The sequence below is a fragment of the Roseovarius sp. S88 genome, from assembly GCF_037023735.1.
In the GTDB taxonomy this organism is placed as follows: Bacteria; Pseudomonadota; Alphaproteobacteria; order Rhodobacterales; family Rhodobacteraceae; genus Roseovarius; species Roseovarius phycicola.
In genome coordinates this window covers 832,626-854,266 of the sequence record NZ_CP146069.1, presented here as the reverse complement: position 1 = coordinate 854,266, position 21,641 = coordinate 832,626, and the positions used below count along the sequence as shown (strand labels likewise).

The window sequence follows — 21,641 nt, the reverse complement described above, 5'->3', positions numbered from 1 at the left end:
TCATGAAGTTTCTGTCTGCTGTCACAGCGGCTATCGCACTGACCGTATCGGCTGGGGCCGTACATGCGGCCTGCGATGATGGCGAATTCGTCGTCAAGTTCAGCCACGTGACCAACACCGATAAACACCCCAAGGGCATCGCCGCCTCTTTGCTGCAAGAACGCGTCAACGCGGAAATGGACGGCAAGATGTGCATGGAGGTGTTCCCGAACTCGACCTTGTACAACGACAACAAAGTACTGGAAGCCTTGCTGCAAGGCGACGTGCAACTCGCCGCACCGTCTTTGTCGAAGTTTGAAAAATTCACCAAGCAGTTCCGTATCTTTGACCTGCCCTTCATGTTCAACGACATCAACGCCGTCGACGCATTCCAGGCCTCTGACTCCGGTCAGGCACTCCTCGACAGCATGCAGCGCCGTGGCCTGCAAGGGTTGGCCTATTGGCATAATGGCATGAAGCAAATGTCGGCCAATGTGCCGCTGGTTGAGCCCACGGACGCCAATGGCCTGAAGTTCCGCGTTCAATCCTCGGATGTGCTTGTGGCTCAGATGGAAGCCATCGGTGGTAACCCGCAGAAAATGGCCTTCTCCGAGGTCTATGGTGGTCTGCAGCAGGGCACCGTGGATGGACAGGAGAACACCTGGTCCAACATCTACGGCAAGAAGTTCTTTGAGGTGCAGGACGGCATCACCGAGACCAATCACGGCATCATCGACTATCTGGTTGTGACATCCGTGGACTGGCTCGACAGCCTTGAGCCTGACGTCCGGGATCAGTTCCTGACCATTCTTGCCGAGGTGACCGAGACCCGGAATGCCGAATCCACCAAGGTCAACGCCGAAGCCAAACAAGCCGTCATAGACGCTGGTGGCGTGGTGCGCACACTGACACCTGAGCAACGTGCGAAATGGGTCGAAGTGATGAAACCTGTCTGGGACAAGTTCAAGGACGATGTCGGTCAGGAAAACATCGACGCAGCCCAAGCGATCAACGAAGCGCAAAGCTAAACTGCGCTTGAACTGATACGAAAATGGGCGGGCCACACCCGATGGTCCGCCCATTTTGCAAGCACTTGCCGGAGGGGGACAGATGACAGCTCACGCACCCAGCAACAAAAGTTTCACAGACCAGATAGAGGAAACCATAATCGCGGTGCTCCTGGGTCTGATGACAGTGGTGACCTTCGCCAACGTGGTGGCGCGGTTTGTGTTCAATTCCAACATCCTGTGGGCACTTGAGCTGACAGTGTTCATGTTTGCCTGGCTGGTGCTTCTGGGGGCGTCTTACGCCGTCAAGAAAAGCTCCCACCTCGGTGTGGATGCGATCATCAACATGGTGTCGCCCGGCGCGCGCAAGACACTGGGCCTGATATCGGCAGCCTGCTGTCTGGCGTTTTCCTTCCTGCTGCTCAAAGGCTCCTATGACTACTGGGCCGTTTTTGCCGACCTGCCGCCCACATCCGGGCGCTGGTTCCCGACCGGTTTGAACCTCGATGCGCGCTCTCAGTCGTTCTACGAGGTCCAGGACGTCCCGATGATCTCGGCCTTCAAGTTTCTTGAGGACATGATCAACTACGGCGAGTCCTACGAAAAGCTTCCCAAGGTGGTTCCCTATATCGTCATGCCAGTGTCGATGCTGCTTTTGACCATCCGCTTCCTGCAAGCCTCGCTGGCCATCTGGCGCGGGGACACGGACCGGCTTGTGGCCAGCCACGAAGTAGAGGATGAGCTGGAAGAAATTCGTTCAAGCCATGAGGGAGAGAAATAATGGAAGTCGCCCTTCTCTTCTGCATGGTGATTGGTCTTCTGCTGATCGGTGTGCCCATCGCGGTCTCACTTGGCCTCAGCTCGACCTTGTTCCTGCTCTGGTACTCGGACTCATCACTGGCTTCGATTGCTCAGACGCTGTTTGAGGCTTTTGAGGGTCACTTCACCCTGCTGGCCATCCCGTTCTTCATTCTCGCCTCCAGCTTCATGACCACGGGTGGCGTCGCTCAAAGGATCATCCGGTTTTCCATCGCCTGTGTCGGGCACCTGCCCGGCGGCTTGGCCATCGCCGGCGTCTTTGCCTGTATGCTTTTCGCCGCGCTGTCCGGCTCGTCGCCGGCCACCGTGGTGGCCATCGGGACAATCGTCATCGCCGGTATGCGACAGGTGGGCTACACCAAAGAATTCGCCGCCGGTGTGATCTGTAACGCGGGCACACTTGGAATCCTGATCCCGCCCTCGATCGTGATGGTGGTTTACGCCGCCGCGGTTGAGGTGTCGGTCGGGCGCATGTTCCTCGCCGGTGTGATCCCCGGATTGATGGCAGGCCTCATGCTGATGATCACCATCTACGTCATGGCCAAGGTCAAGAACCTGCCCAAGGGCGAATGGCGCGGTTGGGGCGAAATCTTTGAGGCCGGCCGAGAGGCCGCCTGGGGTCTGTTCCTGATCGTCATCATTCTGGGTGGCATCTATGGCGGGATTTTCACCCCGACCGAGGCAGCAGCCGTCGCGGCGGTCTATTCCTTCTTCATCGCAAGTTTTGTCTACAAAGACATGGGGCCGCTCGCGACCGATGGGGACGCCAGGAACAAAAGCCTGCTGCGTGCGCCGCAAGCATTGCTCACGGTATTCTTCCACCCAGACACGAAAAACACGCTCTTTGAGGCAGGCAAGCTGACGGTCACGCTTCTTTTCGTGATTGCCAATGCGCTGATCCTCAAACACGTGCTGACAGACGAACAAATCCCACAACAGATCGCCGGGGCAATGTTGGATGCGGGCTTTGGGCCGGTGATGTTCCTGGTGGTGGTCAACGTGATCCTGCTGATTGGCGGGCAGTTCATGGAACCTTCGGGGCTACTGGTCATCGTCGCACCGCTGGTCTTTCCCATTGCCATCGAGCTTGGGATCGACCCCATTCACCTTGGCATCATCATGGTGGTGAACATGGAGATCGGGATGATCACGCCACCTGTGGGCCTGAACCTATTCGTGACGTCCGGCGTCGCCGGAATGCCGATGATGGCGGTGGTCCGCGCCGCCCTGCCCTTCCTCGCGGTGCTCTTCGTGTTCCTGATCATGGTCACCTACATCCCAGCGATCTCGACCTTCCTGCCGAATACGCTGATGGGACCTGAGATCATAACGAAATAGAAAACGCCCGGCGCGGTTTTTGAGCCGCCCGGGCCGTTTCGAATCTGTAGATGTTAAGACGCTTCGTGCAGCAAAATGGCCGTCTCGGACCTCGTTAAGCTGCGCCGTGCAAAGGCCCCATAAGATTGCGGGTCGAACTCGAAAGTCGGGTTAATTTCAAGAAGCCGACGCCGGTCCTCTAGATCGAGTGCCGAGAGGGCCGCGCTGGCAGGGTGGAAGCTTTCGGTTTCCACGCCATTGGCCCAAAGGATCTGATGCCGTGACAAAAGGATGTGGACATAGGTCACTTCGCGCACCGCCAGATCGACGAGAATGGACCGGTCATTCACCAGATCCCGCGCCGCCACCAGCACTTCGGGCGTGTTGAAAAGCGCACGCGCCACATCACCCTGCAGAACCATGCGATGTTCCGGGCTGACCAAAAGCTCGGCATCCGGGCGATCCGGTCCCAGAGCGCCGGGTCGGATGCGCACTGGGCGCAAATGCGGCATCGCAAAAAGCCGCGCGCCGCTCATCCTGCGGCTTCCGATCCACTGAACCTCTTGCGCACCATTATCCTTGGTCTGCACAAAATCGCCTTCGCGCAGTTCTTCGACCAGCCGTGGACCTTCAGGCGTTTCAATCCGCGTGCCCGGCGTGAAGCAGATCACACCCCCTCTTCGGTGCCCTGCGCGGTCTGTTTGGTTTGCTGCAATGCGTGATGCACAACCCACATCTCGGTCTCGTGTGGCGGCACATCGTCAAGGAACATCAGCAAAGGCTGCGCCCCGCCGCCGACCTCGATCACGGTGACCGTATAGCTCTTGATCCCGTTGGTGACGACAAAACAACTGTCGGTCAGCGTGTCGCCGACAGTTATTGTCTCCAATTGTGTCGTGTTTGTCCTGGCCGCAGTGACCAGCCGCCTGACCATTTTAGCTGCGCATTTGCGCCGCGCGTCATCATGTTCTGTTTTCTCAAGCCGCAAAACGCCGCTTGGTCCATCCACACGTACGCTATCCCCACGCCACAACCATGTCGCCCCAACGGTCAAAGCCCCAACAGGAGCCCCGCCTAGACCGTCTATTTCTGTTTGCGACCAGGAGATAACAAACGTGCCACGAAAGCTCGTTTCCATTACCTGAATGCCTGCCTTTTATTTTTTTATTGTCCAAAAGGTTAACAAAAGTGATTCGCTCTGGGAAGTCCTGAATTTACTTCGGAGAAACAAAGTTGCGCTGTGTCATGCAGCAAAGACACAGAACGCTTGGAAAATTGGTCTTTGGAGCTGGCACCCGCGAGGTGTAACCTAACGTAAATTATTCAGGGAACAGCCAAACATGACGCCGCGAACACCACCTGACACTTTTGCAGACGCACTGCTTTCCGCCTCACCCCGACTGGACGAAGGACGGCATGCGCGCGCACGGATCGGTTTTGTTTTGATCCCCAATGAGCAAACCATCGAAGAGGATATGATCCGACACATGCCCACGGGCGTCGGTGCGTTCTTTGCCCGGGCAACAATGCCGCGCGAAATCTCGACCGAAAGCCTGGCTCAGGTGCGCGGGTCTTTGGCCGGAGCCGCCCAGCGCATTTTGCCCGATGACGGGCTTGATGTGATCTGTTTTGCCTGCACCTCTGGGACCGTTGCCGTGGGCGAGCAGGAGACCTGCGAGGAATTGACCAAAGGCGTGCCCGGCGCGACCCCAACCTCTCTGGCAGGCGGCGTTCGCAAGGCACTGGCAGCAATTGGAGCCAAAAAGATCGTGCTTGGCAGCCCCTATACCGATGCGTTGAATGCCGCCGTTGTCGACTACCTGACGGGTGCAGGTATTGAGGTTTTGTCAGCCCATGGCATGGGGCTTCACTATGACACCGAAATGGTGCGTGTGGCGCCAGAGTATATAAAGGACTACGCCCGCGCGATTGATAATCCCGATGCGGATGCCGTGCTGCTCAGTTGCGGGGCGCTGCGCAGTCTTGAGGTGGTGGATGAGATTGAACAGAGCTTGGGAAAACCCGTGATCTGTTCCAATCAGGCAATGCTTTGGGACTGTCTGCGATTGGCAGGTGTCAACGACAAGCTGCCCGGATTGGGACGTCTGTTGCGGGACTTTTAAAGCGCCCGCATCCAGAATTGAAGGTCGTGATCGGTCTCACCGGGCTGGTCGATATCTTTCCAGCGATACTGCGCCACAGCCCCCTCCACGGGCGCATATCCCCGCTTGTGCCAAAAGCCGTCCAATGGCCTGTGATCTGTGGGCCTCAGTGGATGACCAACCGGTCGCACCACACCACAAAACGCCGAATTCGTGCAACCAAGACCACGCGCATGTGCCTCTCGTGCATCGAAAAACGCATGGCCCACCCCATGGCCGCGATACTCCGGCAAAAGCACGCTTTCCGCGCAATAGAAGATGTCACTTAGAGCAATGCCAACACCACTCAGCGCAGATGCAAAATCTTCGGCATGATCGACCATCGGCGTACCCGTCGATGCCCCCACCAAACGGTCCCCGTCAAAAGCACCAACCAGGATGGCGTCCGCACTGTCCCGATAAGTCTGCAGATAGTTCCGTTCATAGGCCAGATCGCCGTCATAAAGATAAGGCCAGTCGCGAAAGACGGAGATCCTCAGTTGCGCTAGATCATCCAGAGCCATATCAAGCGCGGCTCCGGTCAGGACACGTGTCTCTATCATGGCCCGGCTCATTTTTGCGCCTGATCGCGAAGGTGTTTCAGCTCCTCCAGCAATACGGCCCGATCATAACCACGGTACCAAAGCACCCCTTCACGCCGATGCTCCATCTCGGGGCGCTCCTGAAACGTGGGCAATCGCCCGGTCATCTGACCTCGCGCATCCAGTGCATAGACAAACGGGATCCAGTTGATCAGCTCACCCCCTGCCCCGGTCTTCACAAGAACCCGGTCCGCGCCTGTGGCATACTGATCCTCAATCGCCGCAATAATAAAATTCTCGGCGGCAAAGCGAGCCAGCGCGGCGGCCTGCGCTTTGTCCTCTTGAGTGGCAAATTCGTTCATGTTGTACCCGGACTTACCTTCGAGCGTGTATTCGAAAAACCCGGACTCGCCCTTCAGGTAGTTCTTCAACACATGGCACCAGATGCACCACTCGGCCCCGAGCATGACCAGAACCGTCTTGCCTGTCTCCTCCGCCCGCACCTTTGCGTCTGCCAGATGCCGTGTCTGATCCCCGCATTCATCATAGCTCTCGGCACGACCGCCATAGCAGCTTTTCGAAATGACTTGCGGGAAGATGTCAAGCTTGGGTGTGGTCTCACCCGCCGCGCTTGGCAATGCGCCAAACAGCAGGCAGAAAAGCAAAACCAACCTGCACATCATGACACCTGACGCGTCCAGTCTGCGAGGTTGTAGTAGGTCACGACCCGGGAAATCTTTCCATCCGTCAGTGAAAAGAACGACCCCGCCGGGAGGCGATAGGTCTGCCCTTTGGCCACGGGCAACCCTTCGTCGGTCTCAAGATAAGTGCCGTTCACAATAAATTCCGCCGCTGCACGGCGGCCCGCCTCGGCTTCAAAGACCACCATATCGGTCAGCTCTTCGCGATAACACCGATTCATGTGTTCGCAAAAGGCGCGAAATGCCTCTTTGCCGTGCCGCACCTGCCCTTCATTGACGTGATGTGCCACATCATCGGACAGACAGGCCAGCATTGCGGCCACATCGCCCCGATTAAAGGCCTCAAAATAGGCTTGAACGGTGGCTGTTGCACTCATGTCTCGGTCCTCGGTTCGCCCCAACGGGACTTAAGATGCTGGATGATCTGATCGCGGCTCTGGCGATAGGCGTTGAGCTTCGCCTCGCGTGTCTCACCTAGCCCAGTGGGGTCCATAATCGGCCAATAGACCACATCCAAGTGAAAGACCCGCGTCAATTCCAGCGCCTTGCGCTGACTGGCCGGGCTGAGCGCCACAACCAGATCAAAAGACGACAGGTCATCGCCCCACTCTTCCATCTCGTCAAAACTGCGCGTGCGGTGCCGGGCCAGTTCGACATCCATTTCCTGGCACACGGCAATGGAAAACCCGTCAATATCCATGTCCCCCATGACACCGGCGGATTGCACATAGGTGCCCGTGCCATAGAATTTCTTCATGATGCCCTCGGCCATAGGCGAGCGCGCAGAATTGTGGTCACAGCAGAACAGAACGGACTGAGGAAGCTCCTCGGTCATGCGCATCAGCCCCCGAAATGCAGCACGCAGATCAGCGTAAAGAGCCGCCGCGCCGTGTCATTGTCGATCTCCGCCTTGCCCTCAAGGCGTTCTTCGAGCACGCGCGCGCCCTCATTGTGAATACCGCGTCGGGCCATGTCGATGGTCTCAATCTGGCTCGGCGGCAGGTTTTTCACCGCATCAAAATAGCTCTCGCAAATGGCCCAGTAATCCTTGACCACCTGCCGAAACGGGCTGAGCGAAAGGTGAAACTCAGCCGCGGGTTTGTTGTCTTCGGTCTGCACGTCAAACACCAGCCGCTTTTCGCGGATGGCCAGCCCAACACGATAGGGACCATCGGGCGCGATGCGATCATCGCGCTTGGGCAGAATGAACGAGTTTTCCTCGATCAGATCAAACATCGCCACCTTGCGCTCTTGCTCAATCTCGGGCGTGGGCGGCGGCAGGTTGGCGTCATCCAACTCAATATGACAAATACGGCTCATGGAACATCTCACTGGCAGTCTGGCCAGAGGTCTAGCGCAGGAAATGTGTACGGGCAATGGAATGCCGCGACGCAGCACAGCGTTTTTGCGACGGTGTGGTTTTGGGGGTGGGGCACAAACAAATTCGTAGGGCGGGGTTTACCGCGCTAACGCATGACCTGTGCCGGGGTGAACCCCGGCCTACAGGTCTGATCGCTTGTCTCGCGTATTACCTGGGCGTTGTGAAAGGCAAAAACCTGGGCCGCGCAATGTCCCAAACCATCCCACAAAACACCTTGCCATCTTCCCACCCCACCGCACGTGCCATTAACCCGCCTCCATACGGACATCCGCACCGACGCAATACCGACGTATTACCGACGCGATACCGATGTCGGAATTCCTTAAAAATAAAGACGTTAACCACGATTCGGGGCGATCACCCCTGATTGAGCCGATCCAGCCGTGCGCGCACGCTCAGCCCATGCGCCTCCAGGCTCTCGGAGATGGCCAGCGTTTCGGCCGCCGGGCCGATGGCTTTGAGGGCTTCTGGCGTCATCTTGGCCATGGTTGTCCGCTTGAGGAAGTCCAAAACATTAAGCCCCGAAGAGAACCGCGCCGAGCGCGCGGTAGGCAGAACATGGTTCGGACCGCCCACGTAGTCGCCAATGGCCTCGGGCGTCCAGGCGCCAAGGAACATGGCACCGGCGTGGGTGATTTGAGCCGCCAGCGCCTCTGGATCGGCCACGCAGAGCTCCAGATGCTCGGGCGCAATCCGGTCTGTAAGCTGTGCGGCCACATCCAGATCGGGCACTGTGATTACCGCCCCATAGTCACGCCAACTGGCCCCTGCGATGGCACGGCGCTCTAATGTTTCAAGACGGTTTTCAATAGCCGTTTCAACAGCTTGCCCAAAGCCCGCATCATTGGTGATCAAAATCGCCTGCGCGCTTTCGTCATGCTCTGCCTGGCTGAGCATATCCAGCGCGATCCAATCGGGATCATTATCCGCATCGGCAATGACGAGGATTTCAGATGGCCCCGCAATCATGTCGATGCCCACCTTGCCAAAAACCCGCCGCTTGGCCGCCGCGACAAACGCGTTGCCCGGACCGGTGATTTTATCCACCGGGTCAATCGTTTCCGTCCCATAGGCGAGCGCCGCGACGGCCTGTGCTCCGCCGACGCGATAGATCTCATCCACTCCCGCAATCCGCGCCGCCAGCAGCACAGCGGGGTTGGCCACGCCATCCGGTGTGGGCACCACGATAGCCAGCCGATCGACCCCTGCGACCTTGGCCGGAATTGCGTTCATCAGCACCGAAGATGGATAGGATGCCAAACCACCAGGCACATAGAGACCTGCAGCAGAAACCGGGCTCCAGCGCCATCCCAGAGTGGCTCCGTTTTCCTCTGTCCAGTTTGCATCTTCGGGGATTTGCTTTTCGTGATAGGCGCGAATGCGAAGCGCCGCAAGCTCGAGCGCTTTGCTTTCGTTATCAGGTACTTGTGCAACGAGTTCGTCGATTTCGGCACGTGAGAACCGAAGTGTTTCAGGCGTCAGTTCCAGCCGGTCAAATCGCGCTGTCAACTCGATCAGGGCAGCGTCCCCGCGCTCCCGCACATCAGCAATAATCTCGGCCACGACAGCATCCACATCGGGGCTGTCCTCGCGCTTGGCACTCAGCAGTGCACGGAAGGCATCTTCGAAATCAGCAGAACTGGTATCTAGGCGAACGGGCATAAGGCGATCCTTTCGCCGCGAGGCTTACAAGCTCGGTCTGATACGCTCAAGAGGCAGGTTAGTCGCCATGATCCGGCGCTTTGCCACTGACGGCTTTGTAGGGTCTTGTGACATCGCGTAGATTGACTTCCAACGCCTCTGCTTCTGCCCGGATCGCGCCGTCACCTGCCAGGGTCAGAACGACATATCCTGCGCCATCCTCACCCGGTTCGAATGTGACGGACAGCACGGATAGAATTGTATCTTTCTCTTTTCGGTCAACACCTTGACTAGATACACCCAGTACGTTGTCGATCACCAGAAGACTGCGCACCCGTTCCGCCCCATGACGGTCGCGACCGTCATCCTCCCAGCGGAACCGGTTGATCAGTATGGCCAGGCGGTGCTCTCCTGCGCGCCAGGTCATGTCGGCAACCGTGAAAACCGCATCTTGCGTCAGCGACGAAATGACCTTGAGGTCGTCCTCATCCAAAGCCCCCAGATTCAGAGGGGTTTCGCTGCCGTCTTCAAATCGAGCGTCATCACTCATTCGCCTTGAACCCTTTCAATCTTGGCCCCGACATGGCCGAGCTTTTCCTCGACCCGCTCATAGCCGCGATCCAAGTGATAGACCCGATTGACCAGCGTTTCACCCTCTGCCGCAAGCCCGGCAAGAATGAGCGAGACACTGGCGCGCAGATCGGTGGCCATCACCGGCGCGCCTTTCAGCCGTTCGACCCCTGTGACAGTTGCCGTACCACCATGCACATCAATCTCCGCACCCATGCGCATCAGTTCCGGTGCATGCATGAAGCGGTTTTCAAAGATCTTTTCTTCCAAAATGCTGGTGCCTTGGGCGGTGCACATCAGCGCCATCATCTGTGCCTGCAAGTCGGTTGGGAAGCCGGGGAAAGGTTCAGTGACCACATCCACGGCACTGACCCGGCCGTTCTTGCGCGCCACTTTGAGACCCGCCTTGGTTTCCTCCACTGAAACACCGGCTGCATCCAGTTTTTCGCAAAAGGATTTGACCAGATCGATCCGCCCCCCAAGGCATTCCACCTCGCCACCACAAATCGCGGGGGCCAGCATGTAGGTGCCCAATTCAATCCGATCCGTCACCACCGGATGCGTCGCTCCGTCAAGCCGGTCAACCCCTTGAATTTCAAGGGTACTGGTGCCCTCGCCGCTGATCTGCGCACCCATCTTTTGCAGGCAATGAACGAGATCAACGATCTCGGGTTCGCGCGCCGCGTTCTTGATGATCGTCGTGCCCTTGGCCAATGTCGCGGCCATCACAGCGTTTTCCGTGGCTCCCACGGACACGAAAGGAAATTCGACAGTGCCGCCTTTGAGGCCACCAGCGGCTTTGGCGTGCACATAGCCTTCTTTCAACTCAAGATCAGCCCCCAGCGCCTCCAGCGCCTTGAGGTGCAAATCCACCGGGCGCGCGCCAATGGCACAGCCCCCCGGAAGCGATACCACCGCATGACCATCGCGCGCCAGCATCGGCCCCAGCACAAGGATCGAGGCGCGCATTTTGCGTACGATGTCGTAATCCGCCACATGGTTGGTCAGGTTATGACTTGATAGCGCAAGCACCTGCCCCTCCTGAAGGCTTGTGACTTCGACACCAAGGGACTGCAGCAGCGTGGTCATTGTTTTGATATCCGACAGCCGCGGCGTATTGGTCAGTGTCAAAGGCGCATCGCTCAGCAAGGTGGCGGGCATCAATGTCAGACACGCATTTTTAGCCCCTGCGATCGGGATTTGGCCGTTCAACGGGCCGTTGCCCGTCACGAGAATGGAATCCATGGTTAACTGTCCTTGTCCTTGCCTGCCTCAGTCTCTTCCCCAGCTTTGGCCCGGGCCTGTTGTTTGCGCCGGGCAAGATTTGCCTTCAGCGCGGCCTTGAGCCGGTCTTCGCGGCTTGAGGCCGCATTTCCCGGCTTGGAGGTCTGGGGTTTCGAGCTCATGCAGTCTCTCTACAGCAGACATGAAAAAGCGTCCAGATTACCCTTGCGCGAGGGTGCGGAACGGTCTAATCACCGCGCCACGCAAGGCGCTGCTGTAGCTCAGTGGTAGAGCGCACCCTTGGTAAGGGTGAGGTCGGGAGTTCAATCCTCCCCAGCAGCACCAGATGCAAGCCTTGCTGCCGAAATAACCGTAAAGTTTTGATTGATGAATGCGCCTACGCATCTACCGCAAAAGTCCCGTTTTGCGTGCATTTACGCCCGATTTTCCACGAATTTCGCCCGGAGCTTGCCCAATTTCACCCAATCGGCCATCTCTGTGCCGCGATGCGTGATGCAAATGCCGCGCTGGCGGGTTGACGCCGGGAGAGAGGAAACTGCCTCTTTCGCATGGGATAACCCCGCTCTATAAGGGCATTCAGCGCCGGCCGCAGAGTCGGAAACCGTAGCAGTACATCGCATTAGGGTGCATTCCGATATGTCTATTTTCGACAAAATCCCCGGCCTGTTCACGTCGGACATGGCGATCGATCTCGGGACAGCGAACACGCTTGTCTACGTCAAAGGACGGGGTGTGATCCTGTCTGAGCCATCCGTCGTGGCCTATCATGTCAAGGATGGCGTCAAGAAAGTGTTGGCCGTTGGGGAAGATGCCAAGCTTATGCTGGGCCGCACACCCGGAAGCATTGAAGCCATCAGGCCTATGCGTGAAGGTGTGATCGCCGATTTTGACACCGCCGAGGCAATGATCAAGCATTTCATTCGCAAGGTACATCGCCGGTCGTCTTTCTCGAAACCAAAGATCATCGTCTGTGTCCCACATGGTGCCACACCGGTTGAGAAACGCGCCATTCGTCAATCTGTGCTGTCGGCGGGCGCGCGGCGCGCTGGTCTGGTGGCCGAGCCGATTGCGGCCGCTATCGGGGCGGGCATGCCAATCACAGACCCAACCGGAAACATGGTTGTCGATATCGGCGGCGGGACCACCGAAGTCGCGGTGCTGAGCCTCGGGGACATCGTGTATGCACGTTCGATCCGCGTCGGTGGTGACCGGATGGACGAAGCAATCATCAATTACCTACGCCGTCAGCAGAACCTTCTGGTGGGCGAAAGCACGGCGGAAAGGATCAAGACCTCAATCGGCACGGCCCGCATGCCCGATGACGGGCGCGGCACCTCGATGCAAATCCGGGGGCGTGACCTTTTGAACGGTGTGCCCAAGGAAACTGAAATCAGCCAAGCGCAAGTGGCTGAAGCCTTGGCCGAGCCTGTACAGCAGATTTGCGAAGCGGTGATGACCGCTCTGGAAGCCACCCCACCCGATTTGGCCGCCGATATCGTGGACCGCGGCGTGATGCTAACCGGTGGCGGCGCGCTTTTGGGGGATCTGGATCTTGCCTTGCGCGAGCAAACTGGTTTGGCCGTATCGATTGCGGATGACAGCTTGAATTGCGTGGCGCTTGGCACTGGCAAGGCGCTGGAGTTCGAAAAGCAGCTGCGCCACGCGATTGACTACGACAGCTGAAACGCCCACCCTCTGAGGGAAGGGGGTATATTTGGCCCGAGACAGAGCACAGAACGGAGACTATTCTGGCCCAATCAAGCGGCTGCTGATTGGCTTTCTGTTGTTGTGCCTGGTCGGTTTCTTTCTGGTGTGGCGCATTGACAGCCCAAGGGTGGAACGGTTTCGCGCACAGGTCATTGACCGCGTTGTGCCCAGTTTTGATTGGGCCACGGCGCCCGTTACCGGAGCCGTGAACATCCTCCGTGACTTTCAAAGCTACCAGAGAATTTATCAACAGAACCAGGAACTTCGGCGCGAATTGCAACAGATGAAGGCGTGGAAGGAAGCTGCTCTTCAACTGGAACAGGAAAACGCGCGGCTTTTGGATTTGAACAACGTGCAGTTGGACCCTCGCCTGACCTTTGTGACGGGTGTGGTTCTGGCTGATAGCGGCTCGCCGTTCCGGCAATCAGTGCTGATCAATGTCGGTGCGCGAGACGGTATCATTGATGGCTGGGCCACAATGGATGGGTTGGGGCTTGTCGGGCGCATTTCCGGCGTGGGCGACAACACCGCGCGCGTGATCCTTCTGACCGATACCTCCAGCCGTATTCCCGCAACGATCCAGCCTTCGGGCCAACAGGCACTTATCATTGGAGACAATACCGCTGTGCCGCTCATTGATTTCCTGGAACTGCCGGATCAAGTCCGCCCCGGTGACAGAGTGCTCACCTCTGGAGACGGCGGCGTCTTCCCCGCTGGGCTTTTGATCGGTCAGGTGGCGCAAGACCCTGGCGGGCGACTGCGCGTGAGACTCTCTGCCGATTACGAGCGGCTTGAATTTCTCAGAGTTCTGAGAAACCGGGGCAACGAAAAGCTAACGGACCCTGGCTCCCTGATCGGACCCGCCGAACCCGACCTTCCGCTGCAAGGGCCGCCCAGCCCGTTTGAAAGCTCCGAGGCCGCCGATGGTTGAGAATGCGGCTGTGCATATGTGGGCGATGCGCGTGATCTATGTCACGCTTGTCTTTCTGTTGATCTTCTTTCACCTTCTGCCGCTGCAAACCCTGCCGCTTGGCTGGGCGGGACCGGACATCTTGCTGGCGCTGACGATTGCCTGGGTGCTGCGGCGTCCGGAGTTTGTGCCACCTGTTTTGATTGCCTTAGTATTCTTGCTGTGTGATCTGATGTTTCATCGCCCACCTGGGCTCTGGGCCGCGCTTGTTTTAATCGGATGCGAAACATTGCGCGCACGTCACATAGACCTGCGCGATCTCACCTTTGCGATGGAATGGGCCTCTGTGACGACAACGCTGGTGACAATCACGCTGGTCTACCGCGCTATTCTTGCAGTTCTGGTTGTAGATCAAGCACCTCTCGGACTGAGCCTGATGCAGCTTGTCGCGACGCTGATTGCGTATCCATTGGTTGTTGTGGTCTCGCAAAGCGTGTTCGGAGTGCGTAAATTGGCACCAGGAGACATTGACGCCCTTGGAGGCCGGACATGAGACGTCCAACACGAGACACCGCCGAAAGCCATCGCCTTGTCACACGGCGCAGCCTTGTGGTCGGTGGATCGATGGCGGCGTTTATGGGCCTACTGGGTCTCAGGATGCGATATCTGCAGGTCGAGCAGGCCGATCAGTTCCGCCTTTTGGCGGATGAAAACCGCATCAATATCCATCTCATCCCCCCTCGCGCGGACGCATTTTTGATCGTGAAGGGCGGGTGGTGGCTGAAAACGTCCCGTCCTACCGCATCAACATGATCCGAGAACAAGTGGGCGATGCCGATATTGACCAGGTGATCGAACGGCTAAGCCAATTGGTGACACTTGATCCCGCAGAGGTTGAAGCCGCGCGCGAAGACCTTCGCAAACTGCGCGGCGACACGCCTGTAACCCTTGCAGACCGTGTCAGTTGGGAAGACATCAGCCGTGTGGCGGTGAACACTCCGGCCCTGCCCGGTGTGACACCCGAAGTGGGCTTGTCGCGGCATTATCCCTTGGGGCCCGACTACGCGCATCTCATTGGCTATGTGGGTCCGGTCAGTGACCGCGATCTGGAAGAGATTGACGCCCCGGATGCTCTTTTGCTGATCCCACGTTTTCAGATTGGCAAGATTGGTCTGGAGTCCCAAAAAGAAGACACGTTGCGTGGCAAAGCCGGTAGCAAACGGGTCGAAGTCAACGCTGCGGGCCGCGTTATGCGCGAGATTGACCGTGTAGAAGGCGAGGCGGGTGCGGATGTCCAAGTCACTCTGGACAACGCCTTGCAAAGCTACGCCGCCGCGCGACTGGAAGGCGAGAGCGCCGCGGCGGTCGTGATGGACTGCGAAACCGGGGATTTGCTGGCGTGCACGTCGGCACCAAGCTTTGATCCCAACCTCTTTGTGCGTGGCATCTCTGTGGCCAATTACAGGGCCCTTCTGGAGGACAAATACCGCCCCCTGCCAAACAAAGCGATGCAGGGCGTATATCCTCCGGGCTCCACGTTCAAAATGGTGACGGCGTTGGCAGCATTGGAGGCGGGCGTGGCAGACCCCAATGAAACGGTCTACTGCCCGGGGCATCTCAGGGTATCGAACCGGCGCTTTCATTGCTGGAAACGAGCTGGACACGGTAATGTGGACCTGCATCGCAGCCTGCGTGAAAGTTGTGATGTGTATTACTACGAAATGGCCGTGCGCACCGGCATCGATAAAATTGCTGAGATGGCCCGCAAGCTGGGTTTGGGCGTTGAGCACCAATTGCCACTGACCTCTGTTTCAGAAGGTCTAATCCCGACCAAGCTCTGGAAGGAAACAACGCGCAATGATGATTGGCGCGTAGGAGACAGTGTGAACGCCTCCATCGGTCAGGGCTTTGTTTTGGCGTCCCCTTTGCAACTGGCGGTGATGACCGCTCGCCTGGCAACTGGACGCTCCGTATCGCCACGTCTTGTGAAGTCGATTGATGGTGTTGAGCAACCCGTGAACCGTGGTGAACCCCTAGGCATAAATGAGAACATGCTTCGCGAGGTTCGCAACGCGATGAATGCAGTGTCCAACAACAAGCGAGGCACAGGCTATCGCAGCCGGATCATAGAAGACGCCTTTCGCATGGCTGGCAAAACCGGCACAAGCCAGGTGCGCAACATCACCGCTGCAGAACGCGCGCGCGGCGTGTTCCGCAATGAAGACCTGCCATGGGAGCGGCGCGATCACGCGCTGTTCGTCAACTACGCGCCGGTCGAAAACCCGCGCATTGCCGTGGCAGTCATTGTTGAGCATGGCGGTGGTGGCTCCAAGGCTGCGGCACCGATCGCACGAGATATCACTCTACAAGCACTTTATGGGGGCGACCCACCGCTTGAAGCCTACCCCACCGCAGACAGGGATCGCATCCGCGAACAGCAAGAGCGTTTGCGTCGGGCGCGACCCAATTTCGACAATGCCAACAGCGACAGAGCATAGCGCGGCGCGATGAGTTATCTTGAATATACCGTCAAGCACACGCCCACAGGCCTTCGCAAGGTGCTCTACCTGAACTGGCCGCTGATTATTCTGCTGTCCGCGGTGGCCAGCGTAGGTTTTCTGATGCTCTACTCGGTTTCGGGCGGTTCCTTCTCGCCCTGGGCTGAGCCACAGATGAAACGCTATGTGCTTGGACTGGTGGTCATGCTCTTTGTAGCGATGGTGCCGATCTGGTTCTGGCGCAACATGTCTGTGCTGGCTTATATCGTCTCTGTTCTTTTGCTCGTCGCGGTGGAACTGGTGGGAGTCGAAGGTAAAGGCGCACAGCGATGGATTGATCTTGGGTTTATGCGCCTGCAGCCTTCGGAGCTTATGAAAATAACACTCGTGATGCTGCTTGCGGCCTATTACGACTGGCTCCCGCTGCAAAAAACATCCCGGCCCTTCTGGGTCATTCTGCCGGTCATCCTGATCCTGATCCCAGTGGCTCTGGTTCTGAAACAGCCCGATCTTGGCACCTCGATCCTGCTCATCACCGGGGGCGGGTTGATCATGTTTATAGCCGGTGTGCACTGGGCTTATTTTGCAGCTGTCATTGCCGGAGGTGTCGGGCTGGTCACTGCAGTCTTCCAAAGCCGTGGCACAGATTGGCAGCTTTTGGCGGACTATCAGTTCCGTCGCATCGATACGTTTCTGGATCCCGCCTCGGATCCTCTTGGGGCAGGTTACCATATCACCCAATCCAAAATTGCGCTTGGGTCGGGCGGGTGGACCGGGCGTGGATTCATGCAGGGCACACAATCACGTCTGAACTTCTTGCCCGAGAAGCACACCGATTTTATTTTCACCACCTTGGCCGAAGAGTTTGGGTTTGTCGGGGCCTTCTCGCTTCTCGTGCTTTACGCGCTTATCATCATCTTCTGTATTTTCTCCGCACTGACAAACAAAGATCGGTTTTCGTCCCTCCTGACTCTTGGGGTCGCCGCAACATTCTTCCTCTTCTTTGCCGTCAACATGTCCATGGTGATGGGTTTGGCCCCTGTAGTGGGTGTTCCCCTGCCACTGGTCAGTTATGGCGGGTCGGCAATGCTCATTCTGATGCTCGGCTTTGGTCTTGTGCAAAGCGCACATGTGCATCGCCCGAGGTAATCCATGAGCATCAACGTTCTTTTCGCCGCCAAGGCCGAGCGCTGGGCGACCTATGAACCAACCCTGAAACAGGCATTTGGCGAGCTTGGTTTGGATGTGAACCTGCGCACGGAAATACCGCCTGAGGATGTGGACTATATCGTTTATGCCCCCAACAGCGATTTGCAGGACTTCATCCCTTTCACACGCACCAAAGCCGTTCTTGGTCTTTGGGCCGGAGTGGAGGACGTCGTCGGCAACCAAACCCTGATACAGCCTTTCGCCCGCATGGTGGATGAGGGTTTGACGCGCGGCATGGTGGAATGGGTGACCGGCCATGTGCTGCGCCATCACCTTGGCATGGACATTCATATTCTGGGTCAGGACGGACTGTGGCGCGATCATGTGCCTCCTCTGGCGACTGACCGGTCCGTGACGATCCTCGGCCTTGGCGCATTGGGGCAGGCTTGTGCGGAGGCATTGGCCTTCCTAGGGTTCACAGTAACAGGATGGTCGCGCAGTGCCAAAGAGGTGCCCGGTGTCACATGCCTTTCGGGCAATGACAGGCTGGCCGAAGCGCTGAGCGGAGCTGAAATTGTTGTGCTCTTGCTGCCGTCCACACCGCAAACCGAGAACACGCTAAACGCAGACACCCTGGCCCTCTTGGCGCCGGGGGCCGTTGTGATCAACCCTGGGCGCGGGCCGTTGATTGATGATGAGGCCCTTCTGTCCGCAGTGAACACAGGTCAAGTCGGACACGCCACGCTGGATGTTTTTCGCGTCGAACCTCTGCCGCCTGAGCACCCCTATTGGTCCCATCCCAACGTCACAGTTACCCCGCATATCGCGTCCGAAACCCGTCCGCTGTCAGCATCTCGCGTAATCGCGGAAAACGTGCGCCGTGGCGAAGCAGGCGAGGATTTCATCAATCTGGTGGATCGCAAACTGGGGTACTAAACCCTTCTTATGGCCAGAAGTATCCCCGCCGGAGGCATCCGGAATTTTGAAAATTCCGGCACCTTAAACGCAAGTCTCACCGCAATTTCGGCGGCAGGTCCGGGTTCATTCCCGGCGCGGCACCGGGCGTTGCTTTCAGTTCTGCTTTGGGCAAGTCAAATCTCAAACCGACCAAAGCCATACGCGCACAAATCTGATCATACGCTTGAAAAAACCCGACATCCAGCATAGCCGCTTCCATTCCGGAAAACTGCAGCACTTCCGAAACGGCCCGCGCCAGAGCCCCATCAGCACCGGGATGCGCATCCACAAACCCGAGAAGATGCCCCTTGGCACCGGACTCATAACTTACCCCAACGAGATAGGCCGCCTCTGCCAACCCTTCTGCCGCGGCCAGTCGCGCGTCAAGCGCTGTGACAAGGGATTCCGGCAAACCAACCGGGGCATAGATTTCCTGCGGTTTTGCCTCCACCTCCTTTGGCGCATCTCCAAGCGTCTCAACCAACCAGACCATCGCTTCTGGCGGCAACAACATCTCGGATGGCCCAGCTTCGAGGTTCAGCCCAAGGCCCAATTTGGCCTCAGCAAGCATCTCGACCGCGGCCCGACCGGAAAGCGCCACATAATGCGCTTCTCGTCCTGCGAACCCAGCCAGGCGCTCTTCGGTGTCAAAGGCCAATACGAATGCCTGGCCGTCAACCTCAAAGGCCTGCGGGGCCACCTGATCCCCCTCCGCCTCACCGTCCAGAAGCAAAAACAGCTCCGCCGCCACAAGCGTTTCATAAAACCGCAGGCGTTCACTTTCACCACCAGCCTCCATAGCAGCATGCGCGCGGTCCAAGTGCGTTTCATCCATCTCGCATCACCTCTTGCACCCGTTCCCGTAGCACAGGCAACAATTCAACCTCGAACCACGGGTGTTTCTTCAGCCAGCCGGTATTGCGCCAGGACGGATGCGGCAAAGGAAAAAGATCCGGGGCGTGACTGCGCCAGTCGGCCACCGTATCGGTCACCGGAGTTTTTACGCCCATGTGGTACTTTTGCGAATACCCCCCGACAATGACCGAGAGCCGGACCTTGTTCAGCGTCACCATCACCTTTTCATGCCAGGTCTTGCCACATATTTTGGGCGGCGGCAGGTCGGAGCCTTTGGCATCGTATCCCGGAAAGCAAAACGCCATGGGCACAATAGCCACGCGGCTTTGGTCATAGAATTCGTCCGGCGAAAGCCCGAGCCAATCGCGCAGCCTATCGCCAGACGGATCATCAAAGGGCTTGCCGGACTGATGTACACGCATGCCTGGGGCCTGCCCTGCAATCAAGAGCCGTGCCGAAGGTTCGAACCAGGCCACGGGTCGCGGCGTGTGGCCCGTGTGCGTTGCGGCAAAGCGATCTGCGCAAATGCGGCAGGCCTGAATGTCTTGTGTAAGAGCCAAAACCTCAGGCCAGTGTGACGCCAGCGGCGGCCATCCCCTCAACCGAGGCGGCCAGCGACCCGTTGAGATCAATGGCACGGCATAGATCCTGCCGCACGGTCACGGCATATCCCAGCTTGGCGGCATCGACGGCAGAGAAATTCACGCAAAAATCCGTGGCCAACCCCACCATGGTCAATTGATCAATGCCACGCGTTTGCAAATAGCCATGCAGGCCCGTCGGTGTCTCGTGGTCATTTTCAAAGAAGGCGGAATAGCTGTCGATGGCCGGGTTGTAGCCCTTGCGTACGATCATATCGGCGTGCGTGGTGTTCAGGTCGGGATGAAAGTCAGCTCCTTCAGAGCCCTGCACGCAATGATCCGGCCAGAGGACCTGCGGCCCGTAGGGCATGTTGATCATCTCCAAAGGGGCCTTGCCAGCATGGCTGGAGGCAAAAGAGGAATGGCCTGCAGGATGCAAATCCTGCGTCAGGATCACGGCACCTGCGTCCAGCATCAGATCATTGATCCCGGCCACGATCTCATCCCCACCTACCACGGCCAGCGCGCCGCCCGGGCAAAAATCATTTTGTACGTCAATTACGATCAGGGCATGGGTCATAAAGCACCTCCTCATTGCCTAAAAGGGGTAGGCACGCAAAGGTCTCGCGTCAATGGCTGGCCCCTTGCTCTAAAGATGACAAGGCCTTAGATCACGCGTTTATGTACACGATTGCAGCACTCTATCATTTCACGCGGTTTGATGACCCTGAAGCGATTCAGGGGCCGTTGCTTGAGCTGTGCGAGGCGCAGAAAATCTCCGGCTCGCTCTTGCTGGCACGCGAAGGCATCAACGGCACCATCGCCGGATCGCGTGCCGGGATTAACACCGTGCTGGCTCATATCCGTGCCCTACCCGGCTGTGCCGATCTGGAGTGGAAGGAAAGCACAAGCGCCAGCCAACCCTTTCGCCGTCTCAAGGTGCGACTGAAAAACGAGATCGTGACGATGGGCCAACCTGATGTCGATCCAAAGGCGCGTGTCGGGCATTACGTGAATCCGCAAGAATGGAATGAGCTCATCCAAAGCCCGGATGTCGCCGTTATCGATACGCGTAATGACTATGAGGTTGCGATTGGTACGTTTGAAGGTGCGATTGATCCCGAGACTGAGTCTTTTCGCGACTTCCCCGCCTGGTGGGAGGCCAACAAGGACCGGTTCCACAACAAACGCATCGCGATGTTCTGTACAGGGGGTATTCGGTGCGAAAAGTCGACCAATTACCTGCTCGGCCAAGGGGTTGAGGACGTCTACCACCTTAAGGGCGGTATTCTGAAATATCTTGAAGAGGTCCCCGAGGAGGACAGCACGTGGCAAGGCAGTTGTTTTGTGTTTGATGGACGTGTGTCAGTTGATCACGGCTTGCGAGAAGGTCCGCACCTGCTTTGCCACGCCTGTCGTCGGCCAATCTTACCAGAGGATACAAATCGCCCCGAATACGAGGAGGGTGTGTCCTGTCATCAGTGTGCCTATGAGACGACCGAGACGGACAAGGACCGATTTCGGGAGCGGCAAAAGCAGATGGCCCTCGCCGAGGCGCGCGGGGAGCGGCATATCAAGATTGTGCATGAGGACTAGGCGACCCGACAACCAGCAGGTATGGCTAAGGCGATGAACCAGAAA

The 21,641-nt window shown here is 57.8% G+C and carries 22 protein-coding genes, 1 tRNA gene and 2 pseudogenes; 12 read left to right on the top strand and 13 right to left on the bottom strand.

What is annotated here, in order from left to right; translation table 11 throughout:
• The first annotated feature begins 2 nt into the window (after positions 1–2).
• From RZ517_RS04350 to RZ517_RS04340, 3 genes are all read left to right on the top strand, one after another.
• Entirely contained in the window at positions 3–1,007 is a 1,005-nt protein-coding gene (locus RZ517_RS04350; RefSeq protein ID WP_338550247.1) for a DctP family TRAP transporter solute-binding subunit, read from the top strand.
• Positions 1,008–1,089: 82 nt separating this feature from the next.
• The gene (locus RZ517_RS04345) at positions 1,090–1,767 is read left to right on the top strand and encodes a TRAP transporter small permease (RefSeq protein WP_338550246.1); all 678 of its coding nucleotides are present in this window, start codon (positions 1,090–1,092) and stop codon (positions 1,765–1,767) included.
• Positions 1,767–3,143, top strand: a complete 1,377-nt coding sequence (locus RZ517_RS04340; RefSeq protein ID WP_338550245.1) for a TRAP transporter large permease — start codon at positions 1,767–1,769, stop codon at positions 3,141–3,143. The genes RZ517_RS04345 and RZ517_RS04340 overlap by 1 nt, the downstream gene beginning before the upstream one ends.
• Positions 3,144–3,196: 53 nt before the next feature.
• Here RZ517_RS04340 and RZ517_RS04335 read toward each other — a convergent pair.
• Positions 3,197–4,260: pseudogene (locus RZ517_RS04335) on the bottom strand (Hint domain-containing protein).
• A 202-nt stretch (positions 4,261–4,462) separates the two neighbouring features.
• Here RZ517_RS04335 and RZ517_RS04330 point away from each other — a divergent pair.
• The gene (locus tag RZ517_RS04330) at positions 4,463–5,245 is read left to right on the top strand and encodes a maleate cis-trans isomerase family protein (protein WP_338550243.1); all 783 of its coding nucleotides are present in this window, start codon (positions 4,463–4,465) and stop codon (positions 5,243–5,245) included.
• Here RZ517_RS04330 and RZ517_RS04325 read toward each other — a convergent pair.
• The 9 genes from RZ517_RS04325 to RZ517_RS04285 all read right to left on the bottom strand — a co-directional run bounded on the left by RZ517_RS04325 (position 5,242) and on the right by RZ517_RS04285 (position 11,504).
• Entirely contained in the window at positions 5,242–5,826 is a 585-nt protein-coding gene (locus RZ517_RS04325; RefSeq protein WP_338550242.1) for a GNAT family N-acetyltransferase, read from the bottom strand. The genes RZ517_RS04330 and RZ517_RS04325 overlap by 4 nt on opposite strands.
• Before the next feature lie 8 nt (positions 5,827–5,834).
• Positions 5,835–6,485 (bottom strand): thioredoxin family protein, encoded by a 651-nt coding sequence (locus RZ517_RS04320; protein WP_338550241.1) that lies wholly within the window; start codon positions 6,483–6,485, stop codon positions 5,835–5,837.
• A complete protein-coding gene (locus RZ517_RS04315) occupies positions 6,485–6,883 on the bottom strand; it encodes a ketosteroid isomerase-related protein (RefSeq protein WP_338550240.1) in 399 nt (132 codons plus the stop codon). Before RZ517_RS04315 ends, RZ517_RS04320 begins: the two co-directional genes overlap by 1 nt.
• Positions 6,880–7,341 carry a low molecular weight phosphatase family protein gene (locus RZ517_RS04310; protein WP_338550239.1) on the bottom strand — a complete coding sequence of 154 codons (462 nt, stop codon included), beginning with the start codon at positions 7,339–7,341 and terminating at the stop codon, positions 6,880–6,882. Before RZ517_RS04310 ends, RZ517_RS04315 begins: the two co-directional genes overlap by 4 nt.
• Before the next feature lie 5 nt (positions 7,342–7,346).
• Positions 7,347–7,826, bottom strand: a complete 480-nt coding sequence (locus RZ517_RS04305) for a UPF0262 family protein (protein ID WP_317055847.1) — start codon at positions 7,824–7,826, stop codon at positions 7,347–7,349.
• Positions 7,827–8,244: 418 nt separating this feature from the next.
• A complete protein-coding gene (hisD, locus tag RZ517_RS04300; protein WP_338550238.1) occupies positions 8,245–9,549 on the bottom strand; it encodes a histidinol dehydrogenase in 1,305 nt (434 codons plus the stop codon).
• A gap of 58 nt (positions 9,550–9,607) precedes the next feature.
• Complete coding sequence (locus RZ517_RS04295; RefSeq protein WP_338550237.1) at positions 9,608–10,078, bottom strand: DUF2948 family protein; 471 nt, start codon at positions 10,076–10,078, stop codon at positions 9,608–9,610.
• Positions 10,075–11,343: a UDP-N-acetylglucosamine 1-carboxyvinyltransferase gene (gene murA, locus RZ517_RS04290; protein ID WP_338550236.1), complete on the bottom strand. Its 1,269-nt coding sequence runs from the start codon at positions 11,341–11,343 to the stop codon at positions 10,075–10,077. The genes RZ517_RS04295 and murA overlap by 4 nt, the downstream gene beginning before the upstream one ends.
• A gap of 2 nt (positions 11,344–11,345) precedes the next feature.
• The gene (locus RZ517_RS04285) at positions 11,346–11,504 is read right to left on the bottom strand and encodes a hypothetical protein (RefSeq protein ID WP_338550235.1); all 159 of its coding nucleotides are present in this window, start codon (positions 11,502–11,504) and stop codon (positions 11,346–11,348) included.
• Between the two features lie 88 nt (positions 11,505–11,592).
• Here RZ517_RS04285 and RZ517_RS04280 point away from each other — a divergent pair.
• The 7 genes and pseudogenes from RZ517_RS04280 to RZ517_RS04250 all read left to right on the top strand — a co-directional run bounded on the left by RZ517_RS04280 (position 11,593) and on the right by RZ517_RS04250 (position 18,543).
• Positions 11,593–11,667 (top strand) — tRNA-Thr (locus RZ517_RS04280).
• Between the two features lie 312 nt (positions 11,668–11,979).
• Positions 11,980–13,026, top strand: coding sequence for a rod shape-determining protein (locus RZ517_RS04275; RefSeq protein WP_317055854.1), 1,047 nt, complete (start codon positions 11,980–11,982; stop codon positions 13,024–13,026).
• Between the two features lie 31 nt (positions 13,027–13,057).
• Positions 13,058–13,981: a rod shape-determining protein MreC gene (gene mreC, locus RZ517_RS04270; RefSeq protein WP_338550234.1), complete on the top strand. Its 924-nt coding sequence runs from the start codon at positions 13,058–13,060 to the stop codon at positions 13,979–13,981.
• On the top strand, positions 13,974–14,513 hold the full coding sequence (locus RZ517_RS04265) for a rod shape-determining protein MreD (RefSeq protein WP_338550233.1): 540 nt from the start codon (positions 13,974–13,976) through the stop codon (positions 14,511–14,513). The genes mreC and RZ517_RS04265 overlap by 8 nt, the downstream gene beginning before the upstream one ends.
• A pseudogene (gene mrdA / locus RZ517_RS04260) lies at positions 14,510–16,458 on the top strand (penicillin-binding protein 2). The gene RZ517_RS04265 and the pseudogene mrdA overlap by 4 nt, the downstream one beginning before the upstream one ends.
• Positions 16,459–16,467: 9 nt before the next feature.
• Positions 16,468–17,607, top strand: a complete 1,140-nt coding sequence (rodA, locus tag RZ517_RS04255) for a rod shape-determining protein RodA (RefSeq protein WP_338550232.1) — start codon at positions 16,468–16,470, stop codon at positions 17,605–17,607.
• 3 nt (positions 17,608–17,610) lie between these two features.
• Positions 17,611–18,543 (top strand): 2-hydroxyacid dehydrogenase, encoded by a 933-nt coding sequence (locus tag RZ517_RS04250; RefSeq protein WP_338550231.1) that lies wholly within the window; start codon positions 17,611–17,613, stop codon positions 18,541–18,543.
• 76 nt (positions 18,544–18,619) lie between these two features.
• On the opposite strand, the gene RZ517_RS04245 is transcribed toward RZ517_RS04250, so the two are convergent.
• From RZ517_RS04245 to pncA, 3 genes are read right to left on the bottom strand one after another with little or no spacing between them, the layout of a single operon-like run.
• Positions 18,620–19,399 (bottom strand): SseB family protein, encoded by a 780-nt coding sequence (locus RZ517_RS04245; RefSeq protein WP_338550230.1) that lies wholly within the window; start codon positions 19,397–19,399, stop codon positions 18,620–18,622.
• The gene (locus RZ517_RS04240) at positions 19,392–19,979 is read right to left on the bottom strand and encodes a uracil-DNA glycosylase family protein (protein WP_338550229.1); all 588 of its coding nucleotides are present in this window, start codon (positions 19,977–19,979) and stop codon (positions 19,392–19,394) included. Before RZ517_RS04240 ends, RZ517_RS04245 begins: the two co-directional genes overlap by 8 nt.
• A gap of 4 nt (positions 19,980–19,983) precedes the next feature.
• On the bottom strand, positions 19,984–20,580 hold the full coding sequence (gene pncA / locus RZ517_RS04235; protein ID WP_338550228.1) for a bifunctional nicotinamidase/pyrazinamidase: 597 nt from the start codon (positions 20,578–20,580) through the stop codon (positions 19,984–19,986).
• 101 nt (positions 20,581–20,681) lie between these two features.
• Here pncA and RZ517_RS04230 point away from each other — a divergent pair, with 101 nt between their 5' ends.
• Complete coding sequence (locus RZ517_RS04230; RefSeq protein WP_338550227.1) at positions 20,682–21,596, top strand: rhodanese-related sulfurtransferase; 915 nt, start codon at positions 20,682–20,684, stop codon at positions 21,594–21,596.
• The last annotated feature ends 45 nt before the right edge of the window (positions 21,597–21,641 follow it).